The 19,156-nt window shown below is 62.1% G+C and carries 14 protein-coding genes and 3 tRNA genes; 16 read left to right on the top strand and 1 reads right to left on the bottom strand.

The window, feature by feature from the left end:
• Positions 1 to 10 precede the first annotated feature (10 nt).
• From asnB to VGD45_RS32530, 16 genes are all read left to right on the top strand, one after another.
• Positions 11 to 1,993: an asparagine synthase (glutamine-hydrolyzing) gene (gene asnB, locus VGD45_RS32605; protein ID WP_331159598.1), complete on the top strand. Its 1,983-nt coding sequence runs from the start codon at positions 11 to 13 to the stop codon at positions 1,991 to 1,993.
• Entirely contained in the window at positions 1,983 to 3,155 is a 1,173-nt protein-coding gene (locus VGD45_RS32600; RefSeq protein ID WP_331159597.1) for a glycosyltransferase, read from the top strand. The genes asnB and VGD45_RS32600 overlap by 11 nt, the downstream gene beginning before the upstream one ends.
• Entirely contained in the window at positions 3,152 to 4,360 is a 1,209-nt protein-coding gene (locus VGD45_RS32595; RefSeq protein ID WP_331159596.1) for a glycosyltransferase family 4 protein, read from the top strand. Before VGD45_RS32600 ends, VGD45_RS32595 begins: the two co-directional genes overlap by 4 nt.
• 238 nt (positions 4,361 to 4,598) lie before the next feature.
• Positions 4,599 to 5,939 carry a hypothetical protein gene (locus VGD45_RS32590; RefSeq protein ID WP_331159595.1) on the top strand — a complete coding sequence of 447 codons (1,341 nt, stop codon included), beginning with the start codon at positions 4,599 to 4,601 and terminating at the stop codon, positions 5,937 to 5,939.
• Positions 5,940 to 6,141: 202 nt separating this feature from the next.
• The gene (locus VGD45_RS32585; protein ID WP_331159594.1) at positions 6,142 to 7,260 is read left to right on the top strand and encodes an MraY family glycosyltransferase; all 1,119 of its coding nucleotides are present in this window, start codon (positions 6,142 to 6,144) and stop codon (positions 7,258 to 7,260) included.
• Between the two features lie 132 nt (positions 7,261 to 7,392).
• A complete protein-coding gene (locus VGD45_RS32580) occupies positions 7,393 to 9,357 on the top strand; it encodes a nucleoside-diphosphate sugar epimerase/dehydratase (protein ID WP_331159593.1) in 1,965 nt (654 codons plus the stop codon).
• Positions 9,358 to 9,632: 275 nt separating this feature from the next.
• A complete protein-coding gene (locus VGD45_RS32575) occupies positions 9,633 to 9,878 on the top strand; it encodes a hypothetical protein (protein WP_331159592.1) in 246 nt (81 codons plus the stop codon).
• A complete protein-coding gene (locus tag VGD45_RS32570) occupies positions 9,853 to 10,272 on the top strand; it encodes a TA system VapC family ribonuclease toxin (RefSeq protein ID WP_331159591.1) in 420 nt (139 codons plus the stop codon). The genes VGD45_RS32575 and VGD45_RS32570 overlap by 26 nt, the downstream gene beginning before the upstream one ends.
• 510 nt (positions 10,273 to 10,782) lie before the next feature.
• Positions 10,783 to 12,117, top strand: coding sequence for a UDP-glucose/GDP-mannose dehydrogenase family protein (locus VGD45_RS32565; protein WP_331159590.1), 1,335 nt, complete (start codon positions 10,783 to 10,785; stop codon positions 12,115 to 12,117).
• Positions 12,111 to 13,550, top strand: a complete 1,440-nt coding sequence (locus tag VGD45_RS32560) for a mannose-1-phosphate guanylyltransferase/mannose-6-phosphate isomerase (protein WP_331159589.1) — start codon at positions 12,111 to 12,113, stop codon at positions 13,548 to 13,550. The genes VGD45_RS32565 and VGD45_RS32560 overlap by 7 nt, the downstream gene beginning before the upstream one ends.
• 62 nt (positions 13,551 to 13,612) lie before the next feature.
• Positions 13,613 to 14,989 carry a phosphomannomutase CpsG gene (locus VGD45_RS32555; RefSeq protein ID WP_331159588.1) on the top strand — a complete coding sequence of 459 codons (1,377 nt, stop codon included), beginning with the start codon at positions 13,613 to 13,615 and terminating at the stop codon, positions 14,987 to 14,989.
• A 306-nt stretch (positions 14,990 to 15,295) separates the two neighbouring features.
• A complete protein-coding gene (locus VGD45_RS32550; RefSeq protein ID WP_331159587.1) occupies positions 15,296 to 15,742 on the top strand; it encodes a response regulator in 447 nt (148 codons plus the stop codon).
• Between the two features lie 99 nt (positions 15,743 to 15,841).
• Positions 15,842 to 15,916: transfer RNA gene (locus VGD45_RS32545), tRNA-Val, on the top strand.
• Between the two features lie 61 nt (positions 15,917 to 15,977).
• Positions 15,978 to 17,384, top strand: coding sequence for a glutamate--tRNA ligase (gene gltX, locus VGD45_RS32540; protein WP_331159586.1), 1,407 nt, complete (start codon positions 15,978 to 15,980; stop codon positions 17,382 to 17,384).
• A 102-nt stretch (positions 17,385 to 17,486) separates the two neighbouring features.
• Positions 17,487 to 17,562 (top strand) — tRNA-Ala (locus tag VGD45_RS32535).
• A gap of 19 nt (positions 17,563 to 17,581) precedes the next feature.
• Positions 17,582 to 17,657 (top strand) — tRNA-Glu (locus VGD45_RS32530).
• 218 nt (positions 17,658 to 17,875) lie between these two features.
• Here the strand turns inward: VGD45_RS32530 and VGD45_RS32525 are convergent.
• Entirely contained in the window at positions 17,876 to 18,604 is a 729-nt protein-coding gene (locus tag VGD45_RS32525; RefSeq protein ID WP_331159585.1) for a methyltransferase domain-containing protein, read from the bottom strand.
• Positions 18,605 to 19,156: the final 552 nt, after the last annotated feature.

Raw genomic sequence — 19,156 nt, 5'->3', positions numbered from 1 at the left:
GTCCACATCCATGTGCGGAATAGCAGGATTCATCGATCGCGACGCGCGTGATCTTGAGGCGCTGTGCCGACGCATGACCGGTGCGCTGGCGCATCGCGGACCGGATGACTCCGGGCACTGGACCGACCGCGATAGTGGCGTGGGGTTGGGGCACCGCCGCCTGTCGATCCTCGACCTGTCGCCGGCCGGGCATCAGCCGATGCGATCGGTCGGCGGTCGATACGAGATCGTGTTCAACGGCGAGATCTATAACCATCTGGATCTGCGCGCCAGTCTCGGCGCCGGCGCTCCGCCCTGGCGAGGTCACTCGGATACCGAAACACTGCTCGCCGCCATCGAAGCGTGGGGCATCGAGGCGGCGCTGAAGCGTTGCGTCGGCATGTTTGCGTTCGCGATCTGGGACCGGCAGCGGCGTCGCTTGACGCTGGCGCGCGATCGGACCGGAGAAAAACCGCTGTATTACGGGCGACAGGGCAAGGCGTTCCTATTCGGTTCCGAGATCAAGGCGCTGCAGGCTCATCCGGCATTCCAGGCCGGAATCGACCGGGAGTCGCTCACTCTCTATTTGCGTTTCTGCTACGTACCCGATCCCCGCTCGATCTTCACTGGAATACACAAGCTCACGCCGGGCACGCTGCTCGAAGTCGACGAGCACGGGCAGCACGGCGAGCCTGTGCATTACTGGAGCGCTGAAGAGCTGATATCCACGTCGCGCTCGACGATGTTCAGCGGCACGGATGCCGAAGCGATAGACGCGCTCGAACGAGTGCTCGGTGACGCGGTCGCGGCGCAGATGGTCGCGGACGTTCCGCTGGGCGCGTTTCTGTCAGGCGGCGTCGATTCGTCGCTGATCGTCGCGCTCATGCAAAAGCGATCGTCGCGGCCAATCCGCACCTTCACGATCGGCTTCGCCGAGGGCGCGTACGACGAGTCGCCGCACGCGAAAGCGGTCGCCAAACATCTGGGCACCGACCATACCGAGTTGATCGTCACCCCCGAGCAGACCATGCAAGCCATTCCTCGCATGCCGCTCATCTATGACGAGCCCTTTGGCGATTCCTCGCAGATCCCGACGTTTCTGGTTTCCGAGCTGGCCAGACAGCATGTGACCGTGAGCTTGTCGGGCGATGCGGGCGATGAATTGTTCGGCGGCTATAACCGTTACGCTTTCGCGCGTTATCTCTGGGATTCGTTGAGCCGCGTGCCGGGGCCGCTGCGGAGTTTGATCGCACGCGGTATTCGCGGCCGATCGCCGGCTGCCTGGACCAGGACGCTCGATCGGGTCAAACCGCTGATCCCGAAACGCTGGCGTGCGGCGCAGATGGGCGACAAGTTGCACAAGCTCGCCGATTTCATCGGCGGCACGGCGGAGGAGGTCTACCACGGGCTGGTGTCGCACTGGCCGCGGCCCGGCGAGATCGTGGTCGGCGCCGAGGAGCCGCTGTCCCGGTTGCAACATCTGATGGCGCAACCTTCGGACCTCGTCTTCGAAGAGAAGATGATGTATTGGGACCTGCTGACTTATCTGCCGAGCGACATTCTGGTCAAAGTGGATCGCGCGGCGATGGCGGTCTCCTTGGAAACCCGTGTGCCCATGCTCGACCATCGGGTCATGGAATTCGCCTGGACCCTGCCATTTCACATGCGCGTCCGCAATGGCGAAGGCAAGTGGCTCATGAAACAGCTCTTGAGCCGTCACGTGCCTCGCAGTTTGACCGATCGGCCCAAGACCGGCTTCGGTATTCCGATCGATGTCTGGTTGCGCGGACCGTTGCGGGACTGGGCCGAATCGCTGCTGGACGAAACACGTTTGCGGCGTGAAGGTTTTCTACACGCGGCGCCGATTCGCGAGAAGTGGCGCGAGCACTTGAACGGCAGTCGCAACTGGGCGTACTACCTGTGGGACGTTCTCATGTTCCAGGCGTGGTGGGAGGCCCAATCGACACGCCAGGTGGCGCCGGCCGAGGAAGCCGGGATGCGACATGTCGTCTGAGGCTTCGTCGTTTCCAACCAGCCAGCATCGGTCGATACTTCACGTTATCACTGGACTCGAAGTCGGCGGCGCTGAAACCGTGCTCGCTCACGTGGCGCGCGCCTCGATGGAGTCGGGGCAACGGATTCTGGTCGCGGCGATTCGCGGCGGCGGCGGGATCGATGACCGCTTGCGAGCGGCTGGTGTGCCGCTCGTGTACGTGCAGCGAGGCAGCGCGCCGGCGGACTCTCGTGTGGGCTTTCTCCAGTTGCTGCGGGAGTGCGCACGTTTCTCTCCTGACGTCATCGTCGGTTGGATGTATCACGGCGTCGTCTTGGCAGAAGTGGTCGGCCGTTCGCTGGGACGCTCTGTGCCGGTGGTCTGGAATTTCCGCTGTACGATCGACGATAGCCCCAACTGGCCGTTGCCTACGCGTGCGATCATTCGGATGCTCGGGTACTGGAGCGGGCGGGCTCGCAAGCTCATTTACAACTCCGAGGCCGGGCGGCAGCAGCATGAGCAGTACGGATACGCATGCCCGCGCTCGATCGTGATTGGCAACGGCGTCGATACCAACCGCTTTGCTCCTGACCCGCAGACCCGTGCCCTGCTGCGAGCTGAGCTTGGGATCGGGCGGGACACTGTCGTGTTCGGGCATGTGGCGCGCTTCCACAGAATGAAGGCGCACCCGCTGTTGTTGGAAGCGGCCGAGTTGGCCAATTTCTCCCGCGAGGTCTGCATCGTCATGGCCGGCAAGGACGTCGATGCCTCGAACGCGGCACTGGCCGAGCATGTCGAGCGGCTCAAACGTAAATGCCGGGTCGTGCTGCTGGGCCCGCGCTCGGACGTGCACCGGCTGATGAATGCATTCGACGTGCTGTGTCTCACCTCGAGCGGTGGAGAAGGCTTTCCGAATGTTCTTGCGGAAGCCATGTCGAGCGGCGTGCCCTGTATCTCCACGGACGTGGGCGACGCTGCGAGGATCATCGGCACGACGGGCAGCGTGGTCCCTCCGGATGATCCACGTGCGTTCGCCGTCGCACTCGAACGAGCTGCTTCGTGGTCGAGCGAAGAGCGCCACGCCAGGGCGAGCGCCGCCCGTACCCTCGTCGTCGAGAAGTTTTCATTGCAGCAGATGATTTCTGCTTACGACGAGCTATTCACCTGTGTAACGCGTGAATGAAGGATCAGGACGAAGATCGTAGCGGCCCACGCGCTGCCTCAGCCTCGCAGCAGGCGCGCGCAGGGATCGAACCGCCGACGTTGTTGTTCGTGGTGAATGTCGGCTGGTTTTTTATCTCGCACCGTCTGCCGCTGGCCAGGGCGGCGAGGGCTGCCGGCTACGACGTTCATGTCTTGACAGAAGTACACACGCCGCAGGAGGCGGCCGTCATCGAAGACGCCGGACTGGTGCTGCATCACTTGCCGGGCAATCGCGGCGGCCTCAACCCGCTCGCCGATCTTGGCTACTTCCTGCGACTGCTCATGCGCATGCGCAAAGTCGCACCGGCGCTGGTTCACAATGTGACCGTCAAACCTGTTCTGTACGGCACGCTGGCGGCCCGCCTGCTGGGTATCCGCGCCATCGTAAATTCCATTTCCGGCCTGGGTTACGTGTTCACCGGCAAGTCGCGTCGCCTGCTGGCAGCACTGGTGATCTCTGCCTATCGCTGGATACTGCGCAGACCCCACATCCGAGTGATCGTACAGAACGAAGACGATGCGTGGTTGCTCGAAAGCAAGGGTGCGATTCATCGGCAACAGGTCATGCTCATTCGCGGCGCCGGAGTGGACTTGCAGATTTACTCCGCACCACCCGAGCCGAGCACGGCTGTTCCGCTGGTGGTGTTCCCGGCCCGGATTCTCAAGGACAAGGGAGTTCTCGAGTTCATTGCGGCGGCGAAGCTACTGCTCGAGCGCGGCTGCAAGGCGCGCTTCGTGCTCGCCGGACCGGTCGATCCATACAATCCTGCGGCCTTGAGCGCCGAGGCGCTGGAGCGGCTGCTGTCGGGCACCTCCATCGAGTGGCTGGGGCAGGTCGATGACATGCCGCAGTTGTATGGTCGCGCCAATATCGTTTGCCTGCCTTCTTACCGCGAAGGGATGCCAAAAGCTTTGCTGGAGGCGTGCGCCGCGGCCCGTGCAATCGTTACCACGGACGTACCGGGGTGCAGAGACGTGGTGACGCACGAAGAAAATGGTCTTCTGGTGCCCGTTAGAGACGAAAGGGCGCTGGCGGATGCGCTTCAGCGGCTGATCGAGGATTCGGAACTGCGTCGCCGCCTGGGCAGCGCCGGACGGCGCAGAGCGGAGCAGGAATTCGATCTGAAGATCATCCTCCGGCAGACGCTGCAGCTATACCGGCAGGCCCTCGAGCCGACGCGTTAGAACGCGCCGGGCCGCGGGAACTGTTCCTGCACGTCGAGCGCTGCTGTTGGGCGAAGCGCCATTCTGTGCAGCCGTTCATCGGCGATCCAGCTTGGTTGTTCTACCCTCCCAGCGGATGGGATTGCCTCGCTCCATGGCGAGCGACGCACCGGAAACTGTCCAGCGAACATCGACATCGTTGCGCCCATCAATCAAACTCTGCCGATTCCGGGACCCGGTTCCGGCTGGTAACGAGGCTATGTCGAAACAGCTGCTATTCCTCGAATTCAATGAGATCAATTTCGAAGGCATCGAGTACTACTGCAAGCAGGGCCTGCTGCCGAACCTGACCGCGCTGCTCGAGCACAACGGCTGGGCGAAAACACGCTCCGAAAGTCAATATGAACAGCTGGAGCCTTGGATTCAGTGGGTCACCGCGCATACCGGTCGCACGCTAGCCGAGCACGGGGTGTTCCGTCTCGGCGACATCGTGAATCACGACTATCCGCAGATCTGGGAGCTGCTGGAACAGGCGGGACTTCGCGTCGGCGCGATCAGCCCGATGAATGCCAAACATCGGCTGCGTGCGCCTGCCTTTTTCGTTCCCGATCCCTGGACCCCCACGCAAGTGACGGCGAGACCGCGGCTGAAGGGCCTGTACGAGGCGATCGTGCAAGCTGTCAACGACAACGCGCAATCGCGAGTGACCTTTCGTTCGTTACTGCAGCTGGTGCTCGGGCTGGTCTCCTACGCCCATCCGGCGCGTTATCCGTGGTATTTCCGATTGGCCTCGACCGCGTCGGCGCGGCCGTGGCGCAAAGCTATTTTTCTCGACCTGTTGCTGGCGGACGTGTTTCTCAAGGAAGTCGCTCGCACCCGCCCGCACTTCGCCACGCTGTTTTTGAACGCCGGGGCGCATATACAACATCATTACCTGTTCTCGGCGGATTGCTACCGCGGTCCGCATCGAAATCCGAAGTGGTATTTGCGACCGGGCGAAGATCCGGTGCGCGAAGTGTATGAGGCGTACGACCGGGTGCTGGGCGCGGTGTCGAAGGCGTTTCCGGACGCCCGGCTGATGATCGCGACCGGACTGCACCAGGAGCCGCACGGCCAAGTGACGTATTATTGGCGCTTGCGGCGGCACGCTGAATTCCTGCAGCGCGTAGGCGTGCCCTTCGCCGAGGTACAGCCGCGCATGTCGCGCGATTTTCTGATCGTTTGCGACTCGCCGGAGCAGGCCGCCATCGCTCAATGCAAGCTCGAGGCGGCAAAAACAGCGGACGGGACGCCCCTGTTCGATGTCGACAATCGCGGACGCGATCTCTTTGTTATGCTGACGTATCCGCGAGAGATTCAGACGACGTTGCCATTCACCATCGGCGACGAGCGCCACGCGCTGTCGAGCGAGGATGTCGCGTTCGTCGCCTTGAAAAACGGCGAGCACAACGGGACCGGCTATTTCGTCGATTCGGCGCGAACCTTCGCTCGGGACTCGGACGTTACCTTTGCTCTTGCCGAAATTCCGGAGTTCGTGTTGCAGGCGTTCGGACTGCGTCCCAACTCGGATACTTCAGACCGTGGAGACGCACGTGCTTGAGCGCGGTTCCCTGTTGAAAATTCACATTCATATGTTTCCAAATGGCGACATGCGTGTCATGCGGCATATTTCAATTTGCATTGACTAGGCTACAATGCCGGCCAGATTGCTGGCTCGCTGGTTACGTCTAAACCCCGCAGAACCTTTCCCGTGCGAACTACAACAATGGGAAGCGCAGCGAGCCGCTGAAGGATCACGAACCATGCCTGGGAAAATTGTGGGATTGCTGCTGCCGCTGCTCGTCACGATTCTGTGCATGCTGGCGCTGCGCCCGCTGGCGCGAAGTGTGGGTTTGATCGACCGGCCTGGTGGCCGGAAACAGCATATTGGCGAGATTCCAGTCATCGGCGGCCTGGCCATGTTCTCCGGCTTGCTGGTCAGCGGTTTGTACAGTTATCAGGCGTTTCCCGGCTTCTCGTATCTGGTGGCCGGGTTGACCGTGCTGGTGTTCGTCGGCGTGCTCGACGATCGCTTCGACCTGCCGGCGCCGGTGCGCTTCATCGGTCAGACCTGCTCGGCGTTGTTCATGGTGGCCGGAGCGAACGTGGTCGTGAGCGATCTGGGCAACGTGTTCTTCGGCGACATCGTCAAGCTCGGCTGGTTCGCGGATCTGTTCACCATCACCATCGTGCTGACCGCGATCAACGCCTTCAACATGTTCGACGGCAGCGACGGCGTCGCCGGCGTCCAGGCGCTGATGGGATCGGTCTTCATGGGGTTCGCCTGCGTCCTGAGCGGATATATGGCGCCGATCCCGCTGATCGTGAGCGTGATCGGTTGTCTGGTCGGGTTCCTGGTTTTCAATTGGCCTTCGAATCGGACCAAGACCGTGCGGGCGTTCATGGGAGACGCCGGCAGCACCATGCTGGGTTTTTTGCTCGCCTGGCTGGCGATCGATCTGTCTCAGCAACCGGTGCGGGTGTTCAGCCCGGTGGTGGCGCTGTGGATATTCGCGCTGCCGATCTTCGACCTGTTCAGCAGCATGGTGCGGCGTATGTCCAACGGTCTGTCGCCGTTCCACGGCGATTCGGATCACCTGCATCACGTGCTGCGTCGAAAGGGATTGAGCTCGCGCAAGGTGGCGCAGACCGTGCTGGTCGGTTCGGCAGTGACTGCGGCGATCGGCGTGGGTGGCTATCAATGGCACATACCCGACGGCGTTTTGCTGGTCGGCTGGTTGGCCTCGGGCGTGATCTATCACGCGATCTTCGGCATCAGCCTGTTCGCCGGCCGGCGCCGCGCTGCTACCCTGGAAGCGGGCCAGGAACAACCATTGATCGGTTCGGCTGACTGGTCATTGGAAAAACAGCGTCGGCGCTGACACATCGAGTCCGACGTTTCTTTTATTCTCTGCCCCATGCTGGCCGGGAAACGGCTAGCGGAACCCGATTCGAAATCCACGGCGTCAACCATCGACCTGGTCCGATGCGTGTGACACGACGGAGGGGGGCGCTTGGGATCGCTGTCTCGACGCAAGAAGCGTTTGATCATGCTCGCCGCGGATGGGCTGGGAATCCCGCTCGCGCTGTGGATTGCGCTGAGCCTAGTATCGGGCGCTTTGCAGCCGCCCTTCAGCGGCGTCGAGTGGCTTTATCTCGCATCGCTGCTGACCAGCGTGCCAATCTTCTTTCGAATGGGCCTGTACCGAGCGGCGCTGCGCTATCTCGGACACAAAGCCGTGCTTGCGGTGCTGACCGGCGTGACCGTTTCGGTCGCCTTACTGGCAATGCTCACTCTCGTCTCGCCGCGGTTGAGCGTGCCGCTCACTGCGTTGCCGATCTATTGGGCGTTCGCCTTGTTGTACGTGGGGGGCACTCGATACGTGGCGCGCAGCTTGCTTAATCGTCGCGCGCATTCCGGCGCGCCACGGGTTGTCATCTACGGAGCCGGTGAAGCAGGGCAACTGCTTGCGGCCGCTTTGTCTCAAAGCGGGCGCTATCAGCCGATCGGATTCATCGACGACAACGCAGCGTTGCACGGGAGCATCGTGCACGGTCTGGAAGTGTTCGCACGCGCCGTATTACCCAAACTGGTCAACAATGAAGGGGTGAACGCAGTGCTGCTCGCGTTACCTTCGTTGACGCGGCAACGTCGCCAGGAAATCATCAAGGCCATCGAGCCGCTGTGTCTGATGGTGCAGACGGTGCCGGACCATAGCGACATCGTCTCGGGCACCGCGATGATCGACGACGTGCGCGACGTGCATCCGGGCGATCTGCTCGGACGTGACCCGGTGCCACCCAATCACCAACTGCTGGACGCCTGTATTCGCGGCAAAGTGGTGATGGTCACGGGGGCGGGCGGCTCCATCGGCGCCGAGTTGTGTCGGCAGATCCTGCGTCTGGAGCCTGCGCAACTGCTGTTGTTCGAAATCTCCGAGCTGGCGCTGTACAACATCGAGCGCGAGCTGAAGGCCCAGCTTGCGGTGGAAAATCTGAGCGCTTCCTTCGTCGGCCTGCTGGGCAACGTGCATCAGCGCGAGCGCTTCAAAGACGTGCTGGAGCTCTATTCGGTTCACACGATTTATCACGCGGCCGCCTACAAACACGTGCCCATCGTTCAGCAGAATGTGCTCGAAGGCATTCATAACAACATTTTCGGCACCTGGAATGCAGCTGCCGCGGCGCTGGACACGGGAGTGGAAACGTTCGTGCTGATCTCCACCGACAAGGCGGTGAATCCCACCAGCGTGATGGGCGCGACCAAACGATTCGCCGAGTTGGTGTTGCAAGGATTGCAGACGCGCGCTCCACATACCCGCTTTTGCGTGGTTCGCTTTGGCAACGTGCTGGGCTCTTCGGGATCGGTCGTGCCGCTGTTTCGCGAGCAGATCGCGCGCGGCGGGCCGGTAACAGTCACACATCCCGACGTCATGCGCTACTTCATGACCATTCCGGAAGCGGCGCAGCTGGTGTTACAGGCGGGCTCGATGGGGAAGGGCGGCGATGTCTTCGTGCTCGACATGGGCAAGCCGGTTCGAATCGCCGATCTCGCCAGGCGCTTGATCAAGCTGATGGGCTTCACCGTGCGCGACGAGGAGAATCCGCACGGCGAGATCGCCATCGAGTACATCGGCCTGCGCCCAGCCGAAAAGCTGTTCGAAGAGTTGTTGATCGGCAGTAACGTCACCGGCACCGAGCATTCGATGATCATGCGAGCCATGGAGCACAGCGTGCCCTGGCAGCAACTGGAGCAGGTGCTCGACGATCTGTCCTCGGCATTGGGCCGTTTCGATTGCGAGCAGGCGCATGCACTGCTGGTGCAGACCGTCGCAGAGTATCGGCCGACCGGCGAGATTCATGATCGCATCTGGGGTCGTCGAGCAGCGTTGGGTCGCGGCGCAGTGGCGAACATCACATCGTTGGAAAATCGCCGGCCCCGCGTAACCAAGCTGCCGCATTCGCCAACCGGCCAGTGAAACATGCGCCGCGCGCGCAGAATCAGCCGATTTCTGGCTGAAACTCACAGTTAACCGCGATTCGCGGCCTCGCAGCGGCGGCATGATGTCTGCCAGGGCAAGGGATTGCCCGCAGTCCGGTCCTCCCCACCTCCCCACCGGACGATCCTCAGGGAACGACTCCGCCCTGAGCTCACCCACGGGGCACAGGATGTGCCCCGTGGCTTTCTTTACTCGGAAACTACCGACGCCGCCGCGGAGATTTCAGGCGCCGGCTACCGCTACCATGCACGGCGATGCGAACCACGCTGGACATCGACGATGCGGTGCTGGCCGCCGCGAAGGAGATTGCCCGCGCGCGTGGGCAGACCACGGGGCTGGTGATTTCGGAGCTGGCGCGCAAGGGCATGGAAGGCCACCGGCACCTGCGTCACCCCTCCAGCCCTTTCCCGGTATTCGATGTGCCCGCCCATGCCGAGGCGCTGACCATCGAGCGTGTCGAGGCCATCGTCCACGATGAAGGGCTATTTGCTCGACGTTAACGTGCTGATCGCCCTGGCCTGGCCGAATCACACCGAGCACGAGCGCGTGCAGGAATGGTTCGCGAAGGAGCGGGCGAAGGGCTGGGCGACGTGCCTAGTCACGCAGTTGACTTTTATCCGCGTGTCCTCGAACGCCACGTTTCCCTATCACGTGTCGCCGTCGGTGGCGCAACGCTATCTGAGCGAGATCACGTCGCTGCCGGATCATTCCTTCTGGGCGGAGCCGACCTACGGCTACGCCCATCAGGCGTTCGGGCGCACGATGCCGAACACCTCGACGCATCTTTCGGTGACGGACGGATATCTGGCCACCCTCGCGCTGATCCATGGCGGGCGGCTGGCGACGTTGGACACGCAACTACCGCGCGTATACGACAGCGCAGTGCTGGTCTGAGAATGGAAGTCGCCGCGGGTCGTTATTCACGCCCCGCGGCGGACTGAGTGGGGTGATGCGTTTTGCACGCCGGCCTGACCTCCCTGGCACAAGGGCGCCGTGCGCACGCGGACCTCATCCTGTTCTTGGTGCTCACTTCCTTATGAGAGTCGTCTCGTGCCGTGGGAGCAGCGCGAGGGCGACATCAGGAAGAGTAGCGAGCCTGCTCGTTCCGTAGCAAAGGCGAGCCGATCCCCGACTTCCTGTCGGTTCCCGGCCGTCCCGTGCGCTCCATGCACGGCTCGCGCTTCCTTTGGACAGCCTCGTCGTCCGTGGCGAAGCTGCTGTTCCTACTAGATAAAGCGACAACCATCACATTTCTCCCTCGCAAGCGAGGCAGATTTGCTGAAATATTTTCAAGTTATGCAATATCGCGGGCGGGCTGTAGTTGGTTGCCGACTGCTTTACCCTACCCACCGGGTCCGCTAAGCTCGCGGGCCATTTTCCCTTTAAGTCCAGCGAGTTATCGCCATGCGTTTGACCATTTTCGGCTCCGGTTATGTGGGCCTCGTCACCGGGGCCTGTCTGGCCGAGGTCGGCAACAACGTGCTCTGTGTGGATGTGGATGAACGCAAGGTCGAGATGCTCAAACGCGGCGAGTCGCCCATCTACGAGCCGGGCCTCGACGAGCTGTTACGCAAGAATCTGGCCGCCGGCCGCCTGAATTTCACCACCGACGCGGTCGAAGGCGTCAAACACGGTCTGTTCCAGTTCATCGCGGTGGGCACGCCGCCCGACGAGGACGGCTCGGCCGACCTGAAGTACGTGCTGGCGGTGGCCGAGACCATCGGCAAAAACATAGGCGAGTATCGCGTGGTAGTCACCAAGTCCACGGTGCCGGTAGGCACCGCCGACAAGGTCAAGGCCAAGATCGCCGCGACCCTGCAGGCGCGCGGCGCGCAGGCCGAGTTCGACGTGGTGTCCAATCCCGAATTCCTCAAGGAAGGCGCGGCGATCAACGACTTCATGAAGCCCGATCGCATCGTGGTGGGCACCGACAATCCGCGCACCGCCGAGTTGCTCAAGGCGCTATACGATCCCTTCACCCGCAACCGCGAGCGCATGATCGTGATGGACGTGCGCTCCTCGGAGCTGACCAAGTACGCTGCCAACGCCATGCTTGCGACCAAGATCAGCTTCATGAACGAGCTCGCGAACCTCGCCGAGCGCATGGGCGCCGATATCGAGAAGGTGCGTCAGGGCATCGGCTCGGATCCGCGCATCGGTTATCACTTCATCTATCCCGGCATGGGGTATGGTGGCTCGTGTTTCCCCAAGGACGTGCAGGCGCTGTCGCGCAGCGCTTCGGATCATAAGTTCAATGCCGAGCTGTTGAACGCCGTCGAAGCGGTCAACAAGCGACAGAAGGCGGTGCTGTTCCAGAAGCTGCGCACGTTCTTCAACGACGACCTGTCCGGAAAGACGATTGCGTTGTGGGGTCTGGCGTTCAAACCTAATACGGACGATATGCGTGAGGCTCCGAGTCGCACGCTGTTGGAAGCCTTGTGGGCCGCCGGCGCGAAAGTGCGCGCCTACGATCCGGTCGCGCAGGAGGAGGTGCATCGCATTTACGGCGAGCGCCCCGACCTGCAGCTGGTGAAGTCGGCCAACGAGGCGCTGCAAGGCGCCGATGCTCTGGCCATCGCCACCGAGTGGCAGGAATTCCGCAGCCCCGATTTCGATCTGATCGCCTCACAGCTGAACAAGAAAGTCATTTTCGACGGCCGTAATCTGTACGATCCGGCCTTCGTCAAGCGGTATGGATTGAAGTACTACGCCATCGGGCGAGGTGACAGCGTATGTTGATTCCCGTGATTCTTTCCGGCGGCTCGGGCACTCGCCTGTGGCCGCTGTCGCGCGAGCTGTATCCGAAGCAGCTGCTACCCCTGGTCGCCAAGGGCACCATGCTGCAAGAGACGCTGGCGCGGGTCTCCGGAGTGGAAGGCCTCAGCGCACCCGTCGTGGTGTGCAACGAGAGTCACCGCTTCCTGGTCGCCGAGCAGGTGCTCGAAGCCGGCATCAAGCCACAGGCCATCGTGCTCGAGCCGGTGGGCCGCAATACCGCGCCGGCCGTGGCGGTGGCGGCGATGGTCGCGGTGTCGGATGCGCCGAGCGGGGCCAAGACGCCCGAGAGCGATCCTCTGCTGTTGATCCTGCCGGCCGATCATGTGATTCGCGACGTGAAGGCATTTCGCGCTGCCCTGGAAATCGGCCGCAAGGCGGCGGCCGAAGGCAAGCTCGTCACATTCGGCGTGGTGCCCAACAAACCCGAGACCGGCTACGGCTACATCAAGCGCGTCGCGGGCGCAGGGCCCGCATACGCCATCGATCGCTTCGTCGAGAAGCCGGATCTCGCGACCGCCAAGACCTACGTGGAGTCGAAGGAATATTTCTGGAACAGCGGCATGTTCCTGTTCCGCGCCTCGACCGTGCTCAACGAGCTGCGCGAGCTGGCGCCCAAAATCTATGAAGCGTGCGCGCAGGCCGTGACCGCCGCGAAGCGCGATCTGGATTTCACGCGTCTTCCGACCAAGGAATTCGGCGCGTGCCCGAGCGATTCGTTCGACTACGCCGTCATGGAAAAAACCAAGCACGGCGTGGTGGTGCCGCTGGATGCGGGCTGGAGCGACGTGGGCTCGTGGTCGGCGCTGCACGAGGCGATCCCGGCCGATGGCGAAGGCAACGTCGCTCTGGGCGACGTGCTCACCGCCGATTCGCACGGCAACTATCTGCACTCCACCAGCCGGCTGGTGGCGGCGGTCGGCCTGGAAGATCACGTGGTGGTCGAGACCAAGGACGCGGTGCTGGTGGCGCCCAAGAGCCGCGTGCAGGACGTGAAGGAATTGGTCAATCAGTTGAAGAAGCAGGGCCGTTACGAAACTTCCTTGCACCGGGAAGTGTTTCGGCCCTGGGGCAGCTACGACAGCATCGATCACGGTCAGCGCTTCCAGGTGAAGCGCCTGTCGGTGAAACCGGGCGCGTCCATGTCGCTGCAGCTGCATCATCATCGGGCCGAGCATTGGATCGTGGTGTCGGGCACGGCGCGGATCACGCGGGGCGAGGAGGTTTTTCTGCTCGAGGAAAATCAGTCGACCTACATTCCGCTGGGCACCAAGCACCGCATCGAGAACCCGGGCAAGATTCCGCTGCACATCATCGAGGTGCAGTCGGGCGGCTACCTGGGTGAAGACGACATCGTGCGTTTCGAAGATCGCTATGGCCGTGAAGGCGAGAAATAGCTGACCCCATCGACGTCCGAATCGATCCGCCACACATTCACGCAAAAGATCAAGGAACGCGCATGTCCGCAAGTTCTTCCTCCGCCATCGTCGGCTTCAAGGCCTATGACTATCGAGCCCGAATTCCGACCGAGCTCAATCCCGACGTTGCATATCGCATCGGCCGGGCGTACGCGGAGTTCCTCAAACCCAAGCGCGTGGTCGTGGGGCGCGACATTCGCAAATCCAGCGAGGAACTGTGCGCCGCGTTGACGCGCGGTCTGCTCGATTCGGGCGTCGATGTTTACGACATCGGTCTGTGCGGCACGGAGGTCGTGTACTTCGCGACCTTCAGCGAAGGCATGGACGGCGGCGTGATGGTGACCGCCAGCCACAATCCGCCGGACTACAACGGCATGAAGTTCGTACGCGAGCAGTCGCGGCCGATCAGCGGCGACACCGGCTTGAAGGACATCCAGCGCATCGCCGAAGCGAACTCTTATACGCAGCCTGCGAAGCAGGGCACGCGCCACGTGCTCGACGTGAGCAAGAAATATATCGAGCACCTGCTGTCGTATCTCGACAAGTCCAAGCTCAAGCCGCTCAAGATCGTGGTCAACGCCGGCAACGGCGGCGCCGGCCAGATCGTCGATCAGCTCGAGCCGCACCTGCCGTTCAAGTTCGTCAAGATCAACCACCAGCCCGACGGCAGCTTCCCGAACGGCGTGCCGAATCCGATGCTGGAGGCGAACCGCGTCGCCACCATCGAGGCCATCAAGCAGCACAAGGCCGATTGCGGCGTGGCCTGGGACGGCGACTACGACCGTTGTTTCCTGTTCGACGAGCACGGCAGCTTCATCGAGGGTTATTACATCGTGGGCCTGCTTGCCTCGGTGTTCCTGAAGCAGGAGCAGGGCGCGCGCATCGTGCACGATCCGCGGCTGACCTGGGCTACCACGGACATGGTGTCCTCGCTGGGCGGCAAGGCCGTGATGTCCAAGTCCGGTCATGCCTTCATGAAAGATGTGATGCGTCAGGCCGACGCCGTGTATGGCGGCGAGATGAGCGCGCATCATTATTTCCGTCGCTTCGGCTACTGCGACACCGGCCAGATTCCCTGGCTGCTGGTCGCGCAGATCATCAGTGATAGCGGCAAATCTCTGTCGCAGCTGGTGGGCGAGCGCATCGCCAAGTATCCCGCCAGCGGCGAGATCAACCGCAAGGTGGCCGACGCCAAAGCCACCATCGCCCGCGTGCAGGAACGTTATCAGCCCGGTGCGAAGTCGGTGGACTTCACCGACGGGCTCTCCATCGAGTTCGACGACTGGCGCTTCAATCTGCGCTCTTCCAACACCGAGCCGTTGATCCGCTTGAACGTGGAAAGCCGCGGCAACGAGGCGCTGATGAAGTCGCGCACCGCCGAGCTGCTGCAGATGATCGGCGGCGAAGAAGCCCACTGATCGGCGTTGCCCGATCCCCACAATGCATCTCACGTTCGTGCCTCACGAACGTGAGATGTCGTGCGCGTTTGTAACGATGCATGGCTTGCTACCGGCAGCCGTGCATGCGCTGTGCGTTGCGGCCCGAGGGTAGGCGAATTCACGCCATGGCTGGCGCGAGATAGCGGGGTTTACCGGCTTGCTGCCCGGCCAGCATTACGAGACGATCAATCGATCGCGTACGGCCGGTACGCTAAGAACGTCGACACGATCGATGGTTCGGCTGGAAACCGGGCCGAATGAGCGGGTGCAAATCATGGGGCGGCAATGAGCGAGCGCTACATCCTGCTGGTCGAGGACAACCCGGACGACGAAGAACTGACGCTGCTCAGCCTGCGCAAGAACAATCTGGCGCACGATATCGTGGTGGTGCGCGATGGCGTGGAAGCGATCGAGTACTTGTTCGGCACCGGCCAGTACGCCAATCGCGACGTGATGAACGCGCCCACCGTGATCCTGCTCGACCTGAAGTTGCCCAAGCTCGACGGGCTCGGCGTGCTGAAGCGGCTGCGCGCCGACGAGCGGACGCGCCATCTGCCGGTGGTGGTGCTGACTTCCTCCAGTCAGGACGCCGACGTCATCGCCAGCTACAATCTCGGCGCCAACAGCTACGTCCGCAAGCCGGTCGAATTCGGCGCCTTCGTCGAGGCGGTCAGCAGCCTGGGGCTGTATTGGGTCATGCTGAACCGGCCGCCGCCCTTTCATGTGACCTGACGCCCGAAAAAGCGTGGCAAGAAGTTTGACCGCGCCCGTCGTCATCCCTAAACTACGCGCCCCTTCAAATCGTATGGCGATTCGTCGGGCCGGCTTTCCGGGCGGTTAGCTCAGCGGTAGAGCACTGCTTTCACACGGCAGGGGTCACAGGTTCAATCCCTGTACCGCCCACCATCTCCCTCCATCGACTTTAGGTCAGGGACTCCGGTCTGCTGGTTGCCAGCAGGCGGATCTCATGGTCGTTCGCACCCGTTTCGCTCCCAGCCCGACGGGCATGCTTCATATCGGCGGCGTCCGCACGGCGCTGTTCTCGTGGTTGTATGCGCGCCGTCACGGCGGCGTCTTCATCCTGCGCATCGAAGACACCGATCGGGAGCGCTCCACCGACGAGGCCACGCAGGTCATCCTGGACGGCATGGAATGGCTCGGCCTGAACGCCGACGAGGGGCCGTTCTATCAGACCCGCCGGATGGATCGATATCGTGAGGTGATCGGCCAGTTCATGAAGGCCGGGCACGCGTATCACTGCTACTGCTCGAAAGAAGAGCTGGAGGAGATGCGCAACCGGCAGATCGCGGCCAAGCAGAAGCCGCGCTATGACGGCACGTGCCGAAATCGCACCGAGCCGCGTCCCGGCGTCTCGCCGGTGGTGCGTTTCAAGAATCCCATCGAAGGCAGCGTGGTCGTCGAAGACGTCATTCACGGCAACGTGGTGTTCGACAACATGGAGCTCGACGATCTGATCATCGCGCGCTCCGACGGCACGCCCACCTACAACTTCTGCGTGGTCGTCGACGACAGCGACATGAAGTGCACGCACGTCATCCGCGGCGACGATCATCTCAACAACACGCCGCGCCAGATCAACATGCTCAAAGCGCTAGGCGCGGCCATTCCAGTGTACGGGCACGTGCCGATGATCCTGGGTCAGGATGGCGCGAAGCTCTCGAAGCGTCACGGCGCCGTGAGCGTGCTTCAGTATCGCGAGGAGGGCTTCCTGCCCGAAGCGTTGTTGAACTACCTGGTGCGCCTCGGCTGGTCGCACGGCGATCAGGAAGTGTTCTCGATGCAGGAGATGACGCAGCTGTTCGACATCAAGGATGTGAACAAGTCGGCGTCCGCGTTCAATCCCGACAAGCTGCTGTGGCTGAATCAGCAGCACATCATGCGCGCCACTCCGGAGCGGCTCGCGCAGTATCTGAAGCCGCAGCTCGCTGCGCTCGGCGTGCACGTCACTGACGATGGCAAGCTCGCCGCCGTGGCCAAGGCCCAGCAGGAGCGCGCCAAGACCCTGAAGGAGATGGCGCAGAACAGTCAGTTCTTCTTCCAGGACGTGACGGCGTACGACGAGAAGGCGGCGAAGAAGAACCTCACCGCCGAAGCTGTCGGTCCGCTCAGCGCGGTGCTCAAGAAGCTGTCGGAGCTGCGCGAGTGGGTGGCCACCTCGTTGCACGATGTAGTGAATCAGACGGCGACGGAGCTGGGTGTGGGTATGGGCAAGATCGCGCAGCCGATTCGCGTGGCCGTGTCCGGCGGAACGGTGTCACCGCCGATCGACGTGACGCTCGAAGTGCTCGGCCGCGAGGTCACGCTGGCGCGACTGGAGCGGGCGCTGGCCTACGCACGCGGGCAGGGCGGCTGATTCGCGACCCGAAATCGGGCCGAAAACGGGCCGAGAAACAAATAATTAATCAGCATCCTTGACAGGCCCGCGCCGCTTCCCTACATTGCGCGCCTCTCGCGTGGGGCTATAGCTCAGCTGGGAGAGCGCTTGCATGGCATGCAAGAGGTCGCCGGTTCGATCCCGGCTAGCTCCACCAAGCCCCGACGTCTTACCGCGTCCCCATCGTCTAGAGGCCTAGGACATTACCCTTTCACGGTAGTAACCGGGGTTCGAATCCCCGTGGGGACGCCATCACTAGGCTACGACCTAGCTGTGGCAGGTCGTCGATTCGGCAGGTGAAGATCAGGCCCGAGCACCACTCGGGCCACGCGCTTCACGGCGCGGGCCGTTTCCAGCGCGAACTTAGCCGCGCACTCTGTCTCTTGCTCCAACTTCCTTCGCTGCAATCTTGGCTATGCCAGCACGGCTGGTTCAGCCACCGTGGTCTCGACGGCGAAAGGCAAGTGATGTCAGCTCGTCTGAGCCTGTATCAACGCACCGAGCGTCGTCAGGTCGAAGTCGGTCAGGTTTCTGAACGGTTTGGCGAGGCGATTTCTCGCGAGGGCGGGTCCTTGCTGTCTGCGATCGACGATCACTCTGAATCCGCTGTCACTATGCAGCTTCAGATGCGTCGAGTGTGGCCGTCTGTTCAAAAAGAACGAGCGCCGGCCTTTGACCAGTCGCCATAACCAATCTGGGTAAGTCCAATGCTCGTTCCATTCAGGAGCGATGCCATGACATCGATAGTCGATCTGATGAGAGGTCCATCCGCCCGGCCCCAGCCATTCACGCATCGCTCTGTAGGTGTGCGGCAGATCCTCCACATGCTCCAGAACGGCGGTCGAGAAAATCAAGTCGATGCTTCCGCGCTCAATCTGGTCCGAACTCCACCACGGAGCGACGTAACGAATCAGGGAATGCTCTGCGGTCGGGTTGAGGATCGATTCGCGGATTTGGGGAATACGTCCTTCATCGAACTGGATGAGTTCGGTCGGCAATGGCGGATCGCTGGCGCTTGCTGAGATCGGCGCGCGCCGTTTGAACAGTTCAACCAAGCCATCGAGTACCGCGATGTTCCGAGCGAGATTGGCAAGGGGCAGCGCATCCAATCCGTAGTAGGTCTCTGCTCCGCAGAGAAGGGCAGCGATGCCCGCGCCGATGGAATCGCCCGGGCCAAGTTCGGCAACTCTTTTTGGCATTGTTTGACATAGCCCGGACGAGTGTGCGGATGCTAGGTGGCGCATCCACACGGCATAGCAGTACTCAGCCGAGTCAGTGCCACCGGTGCGGGTCAAGCGTTTTTGCAGATATGAAACTCCCGGGACAAACGTTGCGAGGCCGCGGATCAATGGCATTGCCTTCATTTTCGGAGAGCTTCCAGGGCGGTGAGGCATGAGGTTAGCATTCCAATGCACAGGGGAGCCACTCATGACAGGCGCGCAACGGGACAGTCGACCAACTGCTGCTGCATGAAGGTCGCCGACGCCTGGTCTATGACGATGTGGCCGGCAACCCGGTGGCGATCGGCAGTCAACCGACGCGACGCGCGACCTCATCAAGGGTCGCGCACCCTTCTGAATCCGGTGCGCTTAGGTTCTTGATTCTACTCTCGAAGGCCCACACGGAACTTATAGCTTCACTGATGAGCCCCGTGGGGGAGTCGTCTCTTCCACAGGCCTCGGTAAGTCCAGCGCAAGTGTCAGTCGCTGCATTCCACGCAATCGGGCATCGCTCTCGATGATCTCGAGCCG

Source organism: Steroidobacter sp. (genome assembly GCF_036402275.1).
Classification (GTDB): domain Bacteria; phylum Pseudomonadota; class Gammaproteobacteria; order Steroidobacterales; family Steroidobacteraceae; genus Steroidobacter.
This window is presented reverse-complemented; position numbering and strand designations above follow the sequence as displayed.

Excerpts from the sequence above, each read along its gene's own strand:
- VGD45_RS32525 (WP_331159585.1), bottom strand. The coding sequence starts at position 18,604 with ATGCCAAAAAGAGTTGCCGAACTTGGCCCGGGCGATTCCATCGGCGCG.
- VGD45_RS32595 (WP_331159596.1), top strand. The coding sequence starts at position 3,152 with ATGAAGGATCAGGACGAAGATCGTAGCGGCCCACGCGCTGCCTCAGCC.
- asnB (WP_331159598.1), top strand. The coding sequence starts at position 11 with ATGTGCGGAATAGCAGGATTCATCGATCGCGACGCGCGTGATCTTGAG.
- gltX (WP_331159586.1), top strand. The coding sequence starts at position 15,978 with ATGGTCGTTCGCACCCGTTTCGCTCCCAGCCCGACGGGCATGCTTCAT.
- VGD45_RS32590 (WP_331159595.1), top strand. The coding sequence starts at position 4,599 with ATGTCGAAACAGCTGCTATTCCTCGAATTCAATGAGATCAATTTCGAA.
- VGD45_RS32565 (WP_331159590.1), top strand. The coding sequence starts at position 10,783 with ATGCGTTTGACCATTTTCGGCTCCGGTTATGTGGGCCTCGTCACCGGG.
- VGD45_RS32575 (WP_331159592.1), top strand. The coding sequence starts at position 9,633 with ATGCGAACCACGCTGGACATCGACGATGCGGTGCTGGCCGCCGCGAAG.
- VGD45_RS32570 (WP_331159591.1), top strand. The coding sequence starts at position 9,853 with ATGAAGGGCTATTTGCTCGACGTTAACGTGCTGATCGCCCTGGCCTGG.
- VGD45_RS32560 (WP_331159589.1), top strand. The coding sequence starts at position 12,111 with ATGTTGATTCCCGTGATTCTTTCCGGCGGCTCGGGCACTCGCCTGTGG.
- VGD45_RS32550 (WP_331159587.1), top strand. The coding sequence starts at position 15,296 with ATGAGCGAGCGCTACATCCTGCTGGTCGAGGACAACCCGGACGACGAA.
- VGD45_RS32555 (WP_331159588.1), top strand. The coding sequence starts at position 13,613 with ATGTCCGCAAGTTCTTCCTCCGCCATCGTCGGCTTCAAGGCCTATGAC.
- VGD45_RS32585 (WP_331159594.1), top strand. The coding sequence starts at position 6,142 with ATGCCTGGGAAAATTGTGGGATTGCTGCTGCCGCTGCTCGTCACGATT.
- VGD45_RS32600 (WP_331159597.1), top strand. The coding sequence starts at position 1,983 with ATGTCGTCTGAGGCTTCGTCGTTTCCAACCAGCCAGCATCGGTCGATA.